Annotated in this window: 10 protein-coding genes; 5 read left to right on the top strand and 5 right to left on the bottom strand. The window is 44.4% G+C overall.

Features of this window, described 5'->3' with window-relative positions; translation table 11 throughout:
- Nucleotides 1-385 precede the first annotated feature (385 nt).
- Entirely contained in the window at nt 386-1,714 is a 1,329-nt protein-coding gene (gene ahcY / locus QQL36_RS14745) for an adenosylhomocysteinase (RefSeq protein ID WP_083720603.1), read from the top strand.
- Nucleotides 1,715-1,799: 85 nt separating this feature from the next.
- Nucleotides 1,800-2,537, top strand: a complete 738-nt coding sequence (locus QQL36_RS14740; protein ID WP_083720605.1) for a pyridoxine 5'-phosphate synthase — start codon at nt 1,800-1,802, stop codon at nt 2,535-2,537.
- Here the strand turns inward: QQL36_RS14740 and porQ are convergent, their stop codons facing one another.
- The 5 genes from porQ to QQL36_RS14715 form a co-directional block, all read right to left on the bottom strand.
- The gene (porQ, locus tag QQL36_RS14735) at nt 2,538-3,572 is read right to left on the bottom strand and encodes a type IX secretion system protein PorQ (protein ID WP_083720607.1); all 1,035 of its coding nucleotides are present in this window, start codon (nt 3,570-3,572) and stop codon (nt 2,538-2,540) included. It abuts the gene before it with no gap.
- A 129-nt stretch (nt 3,573-3,701) separates the two neighbouring features.
- Nucleotides 3,702-6,104: an endopeptidase La gene (gene lon / locus QQL36_RS14730; RefSeq protein ID WP_083720609.1), complete on the bottom strand. Its 2,403-nt coding sequence runs from the start codon at nt 6,102-6,104 to the stop codon at nt 3,702-3,704.
- Between the two features lie 219 nt (nt 6,105-6,323).
- Nucleotides 6,324-6,947, bottom strand: a complete 624-nt coding sequence (locus QQL36_RS14725; RefSeq protein WP_083720611.1) for a porin family protein — start codon at nt 6,945-6,947, stop codon at nt 6,324-6,326.
- A 162-nt stretch (nt 6,948-7,109) separates the two neighbouring features.
- Nucleotides 7,110-8,057, bottom strand: coding sequence for a hypothetical protein (locus QQL36_RS14720; protein ID WP_143708696.1), 948 nt, complete (start codon nt 8,055-8,057; stop codon nt 7,110-7,112).
- Between the two features lie 54 nt (nt 8,058-8,111).
- Complete coding sequence (locus tag QQL36_RS14715) at nt 8,112-9,371, bottom strand: metallophosphoesterase (RefSeq protein WP_083720616.1); 1,260 nt, start codon at nt 9,369-9,371, stop codon at nt 8,112-8,114.
- A 345-nt stretch (nt 9,372-9,716) separates the two neighbouring features.
- Here QQL36_RS14715 and QQL36_RS14710 point away from each other — a divergent pair, with 345 nt between their 5' ends.
- The 3 genes from QQL36_RS14710 (at nt 9,717) to QQL36_RS14700 (ending at nt 12,230) form a co-directional block, all read left to right on the top strand.
- Nucleotides 9,717-10,397, top strand: coding sequence for a metal-dependent hydrolase (locus QQL36_RS14710; protein ID WP_321570115.1), 681 nt, complete (start codon nt 9,717-9,719; stop codon nt 10,395-10,397).
- A gap of 95 nt (nt 10,398-10,492) precedes the next feature.
- A complete protein-coding gene (locus QQL36_RS14705) occupies nt 10,493-11,314 on the top strand; it encodes a ParA family protein (protein WP_083720620.1) in 822 nt (273 codons plus the stop codon).
- Nucleotides 11,298-12,230 carry a ParB/RepB/Spo0J family partition protein gene (locus QQL36_RS14700; protein ID WP_083720622.1) on the top strand — a complete coding sequence of 311 codons (933 nt, stop codon included), beginning with the start codon at nt 11,298-11,300 and terminating at the stop codon, nt 12,228-12,230. The genes QQL36_RS14705 and QQL36_RS14700 overlap by 17 nt, the downstream gene beginning before the upstream one ends.
- Nucleotide 12,231 lies beyond the last annotated feature (1 nt).

The following is a 12,231-nucleotide window of genomic DNA, read 5'->3' as shown; positions in this document are numbered from 1 at the left end:
AATGAGGGATTGGGACACGATGCTGATTCACGAAAGGCAATTAATCAATCATTCACTGTACATCACACTGCGCAATAAGATAACCATAATATATCGAAATACAAACATATTCAATATTCCATATTTAGACAAAATATTTTATATTAATTGTTAATATGTTGACCCAATAAATGGGGATAAGTATCTCTCCTGATTCAGGATCATGTTATTGTGAATTCACATATTTATCCACATTCCATTATTTTAAGGCAAAACCGGTGGTATTGTAACGGGGGCTAATATTCTGTTTCAAAAAAACGCTTGTTCTGTTTTCCACAATAAAAAAAGAACAAATGCATTGTTTTTACCCATAAAATAAATTTAGATTTGCACAAAACAAGTAATAATGTCTACAATAGCTAAATCTAACATTGACTTTGCTCTTCCTTATAAAGTAAAGGATATGTCTCTGGCAGAGTGGGGACGTAAAGAAATCGAGCTGGCGGAAGCTGAGATGCCAGGTCTGATGTCGCTGAGAGAAGAATATGGTAACAGCAAGCCACTGCAAGGTGCGCGTATTGCTGGTTGCTTACATATGACCATCCAGACAGCTGTGCTGATCGAAACCCTGGTACACCTGGGTGCGGAAGTACGCTGGAGTTCCTGTAATATCTTTTCTACCCAGGATCACGCTGCTGCCGCTGTTGCTGCTGCAGGTGTACCTGTATTTGCATGGAAAGGTCTGAACGAACAGGATTTTGACTGGTGTATCGAACAGACCCTGTTCTTCGGTGGTGCTGACCGTCCGCTGAACATGATCCTGGATGACGGTGGTGACCTGACAAACATGGTGTTTGACAAATACACTGAACTGATCCAGCACGTGAAAGGGCTGAGCGAAGAGACTACTACTGGTGTACACCGTTTATACGAGCGTATGCAGAAAGGTACTTTGCCTATTCCTGCTATCAATATCAATGACTCTGTTACCAAATCTAAATTTGATAACAAGTACGGTTGCCGCGAATCCTGCGTAGATGCGATTCGTCGTGCTACTGACGTAATGATTGCCGGTAAAGTAGCTGTTGTAGCTGGTTTTGGTGACGTAGGTAAAGGTTCTGCTGAGTCTCTGAAAGGAGCTGGTGCACGTGTGATCGTTACTGAAATCGATCCTATCTGTGCGCTGCAGGCTGCTATGGAAGGTTACGAAGTAAAGAAAATGTCTGATGCTGTAAAAGAAGCTGATATCATCGTAACCACTACCGGTTGCCGCGATATCATCACTGGCGAGCACTTCAAACTGATGAAAGATAAATGTATCGTGTCCAACATTGGTCACTTCGATATCGAAATCGACGTTGCATGGTTGAACAAGAACTACGGTAATACCAAGGTTGAAATCAAACCACAGGTAGATAAATATACCATCGATGGTAAAGACATCATCCTGCTGGCTGAAGGTCGCCTGGTAAACCTGGGTTGTGCTACTGGTCACCCATCTTTCGTGATGAGTAACTCCTTCACCAACCAGGTACTGGCTCAGCTGGAACTGTGGTTACATACTGAAAATTATGAGAACAAAGTTTACGTACTGCCTAAGCACCTGGATGAGAAAGTTGCCCGTCTGCACCTGAAGAAAATCGGTGTGGAACTGGATATACTGACTCCAACCCAGTCTGAATATCTGAGCATTCCTGCAGAAGGTCCTTATAAGCCTGATTATTACAGATATTAATAGCGTTTTTAGCGCACAAAAAAAGGGGCTCCCAGTAGTGGTAGCCCCTTTTTGTTTTTAGTGGCTTAAAAGTTACTTTTGTCATATGACAAAATTGAGCGTAAATATTAACAAGTTTGCCACCCTGCGCAATGCCAGAGGCGGTAACCTCCCGGATATATTGAAAGTAGCACAGGATTGTGAACGTTTTGGAGCCGACGGTATCACCGTTCACCCAAGACCAGATGAGCGTCATATCCGTTATCAGGACGTACTGGACCTGAAGCCGTTAGTCACTACAGAATTCAATATCGAAGGCTATCCTTCGAAAGAATTTATCGACCTGGTCCTGTCGGTAAAACCAGAACAGGTTACACTGGTACCAGATCCCCCACATGCCATTACCTCCAATACCGGATGGGATACTATTGCTAACCAGTCATTTCTGAAAGAAGTGATCGGTACGTTCAAAACCGCTGGTATCAGGGTGTCTATCTTCCTGAATGCAGAACCTGAAAAAGTAGAAGCGGCTAAAACTGCCGGTGCTGACAGGATTGAATTGTATACCGGTCCTTATGCAGAGGAATTTACCAATGCAAGGACACAACAACAGAACTTTCAACTCCTGAACGATTATAAGAATACTGCCCGTGCTGCTACCGCTATCGGGTTGGATATCAACGCAGGTCACGATTTAAACCTGGACAACCTGCGCTTTTTCAAGCTGCATATTCCACAGCTGAAAGAAGTATCCATCGGTCACGCATTAGTATGTGATGCGCTGTACCTGGGGCTGGAAAACACGATTCAATTGTATAAGCGACAACTGAAGGTGACCGAGTAATTAATAACTCCATTCCTTCAGGGGCAAATTTATTCCGAACTGGTTCAGCGCAGCACTGCGCTGATACCAGGCCCTCGCATAACGAAGCTGGATCTTTCTCGTCACCACTCCTACCCCTGCCGAAAACCCACTCAAACCCCTTAACTGAGGATCTGATAATTCCTGCCTGCGCAAATGATTATACCCCGCTGTCAGCGTCACAAAACGCCCTATTTCCCAATGTGCAGCCAGTACAAAATGCCTGAATATTTTATCTACTGCCTGTCCACTTGTTTTTACCGTATCGCCGTTGGTGATTAAGCTGCTTTCCTGGAATCCGGGATCTGCATAACGCACGTCGTATTGATAAATGTGATGGAGCGTGGCGGATAACTGTAATGGAAGCTGATTCAGCTTTTTTGAGATACCTACCTGTAAATCAAATGGTAAAGGCTCCTGGTTACCGGGGGTATAAGTGCTAAGCTGTACCCCCATATTTTTTGCCAGAAGCCCTGCCTGCCAATGGTGGGTAGTGTCTTCGTAGGTAAGGCCAAAATGTAATACAAGCCCTGTGGAATTGTATTGCTGGTAGCTGGATTGTACGAATTGTAAGGTGGCTCCATAGTGCCATCTTTCTAAATACTGACGGGAGGCAGTCACCTGGATGGCCATATCGCGGGGCCGGAAAGCACCCTGGATACTACCGGTAGCATCTGTTTGTGTAATGAAACCGTAGTCGATATATTGAATGCCAGCGGCAAAGGTGGTTTGCAACCGATCGGAATGATAACCAAACAACGCATGGCCATACAGTACATCCGCAAAATAGCTGGTGTAGTTGAGTTGGAGATTTGTATGCATCTCCGGACGTAATAATGCTGGGTTCAGTGTAGAAAGTGCAATGTCATTTCCAAGCTGGCTTACATTGATACTGCCAAGGGAAGTTTGCGCCGGAGATACCGGAAGGTCTAAGAATGCAAATGTAGCTTTCCCTCCCAGTACCTGGGCAAAAGAGGATTTGGTAAGGAGGAGGAATAGGAATATGATTCGGTACATTCAGACAAATATACAAAAACAATAAGGCCATTCTGCCGGGGAGCAGCATGGCCTTACTATAAAACCCTTAAAACAATCAACATATATCCATCGCCGGTCCCAACTGTGAAAAGGGCCGGCATAGACTTGTTACTTCTTTAATAACGCAATATCGATCACTTGGTTCATTTCTTTTACAAAATGGAACTTTACCCCTTTGATATAATCGGGATTAATTTCCTTGATATCTTTTTCATTCTGCCAACAGAGGATAATTTCTTTAATCCCCGCCCTTTTGGCAGCTAAGATCTTTTCTTTGATACCTCCCACTGGCAATACCTGTCCGCGGAGGGTGATTTCGCCCGTCATAGCCAGGTAGGATTTCACCTTTCTGCCTGTGAATACGGAAGTTAAAGCTGTGAGCATGGTGATACCAGCACTTGGACCATCCTTCGGTACAGCGCCTTCAGGTACGTGAATGTGTACATTCTTTTCCCTGAACTGCTTTGAATTGATATTGAACTGGTGAGAGTTTGCCTGCAGATAGCTCAATGCTGTGCTGGCAGATTCCTTCATCACATTGCCCAGGTTACCGGTCATCTGCAGATCGCCCTTGCCTTCACTAAGGCTGCTTTCGATGAAGAGGATATCTCCACCTACATAGGTCCAGGCCAGACCAACGGCTACCCCGGGAGGATTACCCACCTTGTAAATTTCGTTTGAATAGCGGGCCTTGCCCAGTATTTCTTCTACATGTTCTTCGGTCAGACTGTCTGGTACCTCTTCTTCCAGCGCTACATCCTTGGCCAGGGACCGCATGATGGACGCCATTTGTCTGTCCAGCTCACGCACACCACTTTCGCGGGTATAGTCCTGGATGATCCTGTCCAGCACACTGTTACTAATCCTCATTTTCAGCTGCTTGAGGCCATGGGCTTCTTTCTGCTTAGGAACCAGGTGGCGCTTGGCGATTTCTACTTTTTCCTCGACGGAGTAACCGCTCAGGTCAATGATTTCCAGACGGTCACGCAGTGCAGGACTGATGGCATTGATATCATTGGCTGTCGCAATGAACAGGACCTTGCTCAGGTCATATTCCAGCTCCAGGTAGTTGTCGTAGAAGGTGCCGTTCTGCTCAGGATCCAGTACTTCCAGCATAGCGGAACTTGGATCGCCACGGTGATCGTTGCCAATCTTATCGATTTCGTCCAGTATCATCACCGGGTTAGAAGTCTTTATCTTGCGGATGCTCTGCAAGATACGGCCAGGCATCGCCCCGATGTAAGTCTTTCGGTGACCACGAATCTCGCTTTCGTCATGCAGACCACCAAGGCTGAGACGTACATATTTACGGCCAATAGCACTGGCGATGGAACGACCGAGAGAGGTCTTACCAATACCCGGAGGGCCTACGAAGCAAAGGATGGGTGACTTCATGTCACCTTTCAGCTTCAGTACGGCCAGGTATTCAAGGATACGCTCCTTGATCTTGTCCATGCCATAATGGTCATTGTCCAATATCTTTTTCGCCTTTTTCAGGTCGTAACTGTCTTCAGTATAATCCTGCCATGGCAAGTCCAGCATCAGGTCCAGGTGGTTGTACACCACCGAGTAGTCAGGTGTGCTGGGGTGCATACGCTCCAGTTTTTCAATTCCTTTGCGGAAAAGTTCACCGGCAGCTTCTGTCCATTTTTTCTTCTCTGCTTTGCGCTGAAGTTCCTTTACCTCACGGTCGTTACTGTCACCTCCCAGTTCTTCCTTGATGGATTTGAGCTGTTGCTGCAAGAAGTATTCACGTTGTTGTTTGTCAAGATCCGCCTTCGTTTTGTTGGTGATCTTGTTCTTAAGTTCTGCCAGCTGTAATTCTACCTGCAACAGTTTGAGCAGGAGTTCTGCACGGGTGCGCAGGTTATTAATTTCCAGCAATTGCTGTTTTTCTTTCAGGTCGCAGTTCAGATTAGACGATACGAAGTGCACCAGGAACGATTCATTTTCAATATTCTTGAGAATGATGCTGGCTTCTGATGGCAGATTCGGGGACAACTGAATGATTTGTCCTGCCAGGTCCTTGATAGTAGAGATGTATGCGTCAAACTCCGGATCGTCTGTTACAATCTCGTCGTTTAGTATATCTATACGTGCCTTGAAGTATGGATCTTCTGCAACTATCTCATTGATTTTAAATCTTTTACGACCTTGTATGATGATGGTAGTACCACCATCTGGCATTTTGATCAGTTTTACGATGCGGGCCACAGTTCCTACATCTGCCAGATCGGCAATGATGGGATCTTCCACTGTGCTATCTTTCTGAGCGACTACGCCAATGAGCTTATCGCCGCGATAGGCATCGTTTACCGCTTTAATGGATTTATCTCTGCCAACCGTGATGGGCAATACCACACCAGGGAAAAGTACCGTATTTCTCAAAGGTAAGAGAGCTAGCTCCTCGGGTATATTATCTTCTTCCTGCCCCTCCCCGTCTTCATTTAGCGGGATGATTGGCATGAATTCCATTTCCTCTTCTGAATTCGTTAAGTAAAATCTATTCATCTCCGTAATTTAAATTCAAAAAGTAGCCATTTTGTCAGCCAGTGGCTATTCTTTTCGCCTTTTTTCTAAGCATAGGTATATTGTCAAGTTTAATGCCACGAAAAAAGAAAATGGCCTTCTATTATAAATATACATAATACCGTTTCCATTAAGTTTAAAATAAAAAACTCGCTTTTACAAGGCGTAAAAGCGAGTTTTTAGGAGGAAGATGATAGATGTTTACAACGTCACACCAACACCCAGTTGAATTGCCTGATTCTTCCAGTTGCCGGAATTGGTCACATCGTCTACTTTCTTCACATCGGTGAAGCCTACGATGTAACGGGCACTGATATTTACAATTGGCAGCTGGATCCACAGACCTGCTACGCCAGCAACATCGCCGCCATTGAATGCATCGTTCGCACCTTTGAATACATTTTTGTTAGATACCAGTGCACTGAACTGAGGACCTACCTGCAGTTTGATACGAGGGGTACCCAAAGAGAAGTTTGCCAGGATCGGAATACTCAGGTAATTCAGACTGATCTTTTTACTATTGTTTTCCGGATCATTCAGGTTATCAGAATTATACACTTCACTAAAGTCGCTGGTTGTTTTAGTTTTAGTAGATGAGAAGACCAACTCACCCTGTACACCGAAACCCTTAGTCAGGTTGATCTGTGCAAAACCACCCAGGTGGTAGCCAAGGTTAAAACCATCTTTGTAGCCTTTACCATCCAGTTTACCCAGATTGGCACCGCCTTTCAGACCAAAACGTAAGAATCCGGACTGGGCGTTAACAGTAGTAGAAGAGAATGCAGTTACACACAGTACTGCCACGGCGAAAAACAGTTTTTTCATATAGCGTTTTTTTTCAACAAGGTTTTTAAGTAAACGGATAAATGGTTTTTCTATTATTTATAAGACGGGCCACACAAAAAATACCCTTACGCCGACATAGCGAAGTGAGCAAATTCTATGCTAAATTTCTTATTGTATGAAAATGTGAAGGAAACAGGAAACCTATTTTTTTAATGTATAGGCTACGCGTGCAGTGAAGTAGCTTACAATTTTCTTATCCTGCCCCTGGAATGGTTGGAATACGGTGAAAGATGGTGCTAATGTAAATTTACCCAATAGATAGGAGGTACTTACTGTCAGATCCAATGCCCGAATTTCAAATCCTTTGTTGGACGAGCGTTCCGCTTCAGGACGAAATATTTCCTGCGGCCCATCGCCCTTCATCCAGGGAGAACGGGAGATATATTGAAATGCACGTAAGTTGCTGTAATAATGGGCGGTACCCATTGTCAGTCCCATTGAAGGAGTGAGCAGGAGGGCATCGTCCTTTTTCAGTACATCCACAAAAATAAATGGATGGCGGATGGCTGCTACGATATTAAAATCATTGCCAGATACGTTGCGGGTAGGCGCAGGTTCGCCGTTCTGACCTTTTGGTCCGGTCACTTCTTCAAAATTTCCCCAACCGAAATCCAGGCTGACACCAGGTTGTATCCACCAGTCACGGTAATAGAAGTAAGCGAATAATTCATTATTAATAGGTGTAGCAGGAACGTCGGCAGAATCAGCAAAAATATACCGGGTATAGGATATACCAGTCATAAAATGCTTACTCTTTGAATAATCGTACCCGGCAGAAAGATCCCATTCAAACCATGGCGTACCAATTGAGTTGAACAGATAATAATTACTGACGGTACCATAAAATCCACTTTTATGATAATATCCAACTGTAGGAGACAGGAAGGTTTTCATAACCACTGGTCGTTCTCCATTGTTCACTTTACTACCGTATGCAGGGTTGTTACCATATCCAAGCCCTACTATCAATTCACTTTTCTCCCGCTTTTTCAGCAAGGAGTCAAGTTGCTTTTCCAGTTCAGCCAAGGACTGGCTCCATACAGCCTGACTACAAAACAGAAATAAGAAAATACAAAAGCAGCGGCGCATGCACGTAGCGTTTAACTTAGCTGCAAGATAAGTGAAATTAATTAACAATGCTGTTTACACGAGTTCAATCACGGTTATTTCGGGCAGGATACCCACTCTGCCTGGGTATCCGAGAAACCCAAAGCCACGGTTTACATACAAGCGCTGATTCCCTTCTCTGTACAATCCTGCCCACTCTTTAAAGACGAAACGGGAAGGGCTCCATTTGAATCCGGGAATTTCGACGCCGAATTGCATGCCATGCGTATGCCCGGCCAGCATCAGATCAATATCGGGGTATTCTGTTCTGACCTGTGCATCCCAATGGGTGGGATCATGTGACATTAATATTTTAAAGGGCAGATTTTCAGCGCCTTCATAAGCTTTCTTCAGATCACCGTATTTTGGAAAACGGGCCATTGCACTCCAGTTCTCAATACCAAGCAAACCAATTTTTTCACCAGCCTTTTCCAGCACCACATGTTCATTCATCATCAGGCGCCAACCCATATCGGCATGTACCTGTTTCAGGGCTTCGAGGTTTTGCATACGGAGGTGGCTAAAACCACTGGCATCTTTGTCGGGCCATGCGTGATAATCGCCATAGTCATGGTTACCCAATGTAGAATAAACTCCCATAGGGGCCTTGATCTGGCTAAACAGGGATTTATATTGATCCATTTCTTCCGTCAGCTCGTTTACCAGGTCCCCCGTAAACAACACGATATCAGCCTTTTGTGCATTTATCATTTCCACGCCCTTGCGTACAGCGTCGTAATTATCAAAGCTACCGGAGTGAATATCAGAGAGTTGTAATATTCTCAGTCCTTTGAAAGCAGGTGGCAGATTTTTGAAGGCAAGCTTCATTTGCCTCACCTTATAATTATACTTATTGGAGAGACCATATATAAAGGTGGCGAACATCCCCCCACCGGAGATCAATGCTAACTGGGTGAGAAAACGGGAGCGGGAGATACCTCTCACAGTCATGTCACTTGGAGCAGGTGCCGAAAACCGTTGTATAATCCAGGTGACTCCCCTACGCAGGTCATCTAATAATAAGAAGACAGCCACCAGCAATTTGGCGAACACTACGGCAAAGATGATGGTGAGTATATACCCCTTCAGATGTTTGGACCAATCCTCCCAATGGAGGTATGGCAAGAGCATCACCATGAGTAATACCAATGCCGAGATGACCCAGTAGGTAGTAAAAGCAATGGTTTTTAAACGGGCGGCCGCACCGTAAAAGACGGCCCTGATGGCCATAAATACATATAAATCAAGTAAAAATAGTAGCCCGGCTAGTATGAATGTGTTTAATCCTGCGCGCATCTGCTTATCTTATTCTTATTAAATTAGTCTTACAAAAATAGTGCGACCATTGCTAAAAATAGGTAGACGAATGAGCGTGGAACATATTGCATGGAACATTACTTTTTTTCTATTTCATTTAACATTATGCACTAAATTATTGAATTTCAATTTATTAACAATCAAAAGAGTGCAGTTCTGTGAATAAATAAATATACCCCCTCCGTTGAATTTTCTTTAATCGTTGTATTTTTGTCGAACTTGGGTTATTTATATATACTAATGAATAGTACAGTGGCATTGAATTTGCAGACTGGTGTATTCTAATTTATTGATTGTTAAGGCATAAAGACACTCAAGAAAGATATGGAGCTTACATTTTACGGTCATTCCTGTTTTGCAGTAGAAATAAAGGGTAAAAAGATAGTTTTTGATCCGTTTGTCACTTACAACGAGTTAGCGAAGTCTATTGACGTTAATACACTGGAAGCTGACTATATATTTATGTCACATGGTCACGAAGATCATATTGCTGATCTCGTTCCATTGGCTAAGCGTACACAAGCTACTGTCGTAGCTGTACCTGAAGTGTTAGGCTGGGCAAAGAAACAGGGCGTGGAAAAAGGTCACCCTATGAACACAGGCGGTAAATGGAACTTTGACTTTGGTACAGTAAAGTGTGTAGTAGCTACCCATTCCAGCTCTAATCCTGATGGGTCTTATGGCGGTAACCCGGTAGGCTACGTGTTCACCACAGAAGAAGGTAACTTCTATTTTTCAGGCGATACCGGGCTGACCATGGATATGCAGCTGATTCCCCGCTGGGCGAAATTAGATTTTGCAGTGTTACCACTTGGAGATAACTTCACTATGGGAGCAGAAGATGCGATCATAGCCGCAGAATTTATTGATTGTAAAAGAATTGTCGGCATACATTACGATACATTCGGTTATATAAAGATAGATCAGGAGAAGACGAAACAACAGTTTGCCCAAGCAGGTTTGGAATTGCTATTACCCGCAATAGGAACTACTATCGATTTATAAGAATAAATATATATTACACCTATGGTGAAGGACTATTGTCTCAACCATGATCTATTTATTATCCTATAGTAAACCTAAGAAATACCTAATCAACAATGGCAAGAGTAATTGCAATCGCGAATCAAAAAGGTGGGGTAGGAAAGACTACCAGCGCTATTAACCTGGCAAGCAGCCTGGCAGTGCTGGAGTATAAAACACTGCTGGTGGATGCCGACCCACAGGCAAATAGCACCACCGGTTTGGGCTTTGACCTCCGCAACATACATCACAGTTTATATGACTGTATGGTAAACGATGGTATGGCCAAAGACGTGACGCTGGAATCGGATACGCCGAACCTGAAAGTACTCCCCTCCCATATTGATCTGGTAGGTGCTGAACTGGAGCTCATCAACCACCCGAACAGGGAACAGGTGATGAAGCAGGTAATTGACGGTGTACGGGATGAATATGACTTTGTAATAGTAGACTGCTCCCCGTCTCTGGGTCTGATCACAGTAAATGCCCTCGTGGCATCTGACTCTGTGATCATTCCGGTACAGTGTGAGTTCTTTGCACTGGAAGGTCTGGGCAAGTTATTAAATACAATAAAAATCGTTCAGAGCCGCCTGAATACAAACCTGGCCATCGAGGGTATCCTCATGACCATGTATGATGGCCGCCTCCGCCTGAGCAACCAGGTAGTGGACGAAGTGAAACAACATTTTGAAGAAAGCGTGTTCAATACCATTATTCACCGTAATACCAAACTGGGTGAAGCACCAAGTTTTGGTAAATCCGTGATCATGTACGACGCGGCAAGTACAGGTGCTATCAATTACCTGAACCTTGCCAAGGAAATACTGCAAAAGAATAATTTCACACGTATTAACCTTGAAGATAAAATATTAGCAATCAACAATGAGCAATCAGAGTAAGGGCACTCCTAATAAGAAAGAGGCGCTGGGTAAAGGTATCCGCTCGCTGCTGGCAAACATTGATACTGACCTGAAGCAAACCTCCAACGCGCTCAATGAGCAGGTGGTGGTACAGGCCACTGGTATCGAGCGTCTTCCGCTGGACCAGATTGACATCAATCCAAAACAGCCGCGCCGGGACTTCGATGAGAAGGCTTTGCAGGAACTGAGTATGTCCATTTCTTTGCACGACGTAATCCAACCGATTACCGTGTCAAAACTGGGCCCCAAAAAGTACCAGCTGATAGCAGGTGAACGCCGTTTGCGCGCCAGCCGGATGGCAGGTCTGAAAGACATTCCTGCTTACATCCGCCAGGCCAATGACCAGGAACTGCTGGAACTGGCCCTGCTGGAAAACTTACAGCGCGAAAATCTGAACGCCATTGAAATTGGCCTGAGCTACAAACGCCTCATGGATGAGGTGATGCTCACCCAGGAACAGGTGGCTGACCGTATGGGTAAAGAAAGAAGTACGGTTACCAACTACATCCGTCTCCTCAAACTGCCACCAGATATACAGGTGTCCGTAAGAAACGGACAAATCAGTATGGGTCACGCCCGTGCACTGATCGCCGTTGAAAATGTGGAAAAACAACTCTTCATCTTCAACGAGATCATGCAGAATGGCCTTTCTGTACGCCAGACCGAAGAACTGGTACGGAAAGTATCCCATATCGATAAAGGGAATGTAAAAAAACCAGCTAAGAGCACATTACCTCCTCCTTATCAGAAAATTGAAGATAACCTGGCCAGCCACTTTTCCACAAAAGTAAAACTGGATAGAAACAAGAACGGTAAAGGAAGTGTAACGATCGAGTTCTACTCCGATGAGGAACTGGATAGTATATTAGAAAAAATAGACTTATACGGTGGCTAAA

Source organism: Chitinophaga sp. LS1 (assembly GCF_034274695.1).
Classification (GTDB): domain Bacteria; phylum Bacteroidota; class Bacteroidia; order Chitinophagales; family Chitinophagaceae; genus Chitinophaga.
Note: the sequence above shows the minus strand (reverse complement) of the source record. Positions and strands in the feature narration are given on the sequence as shown.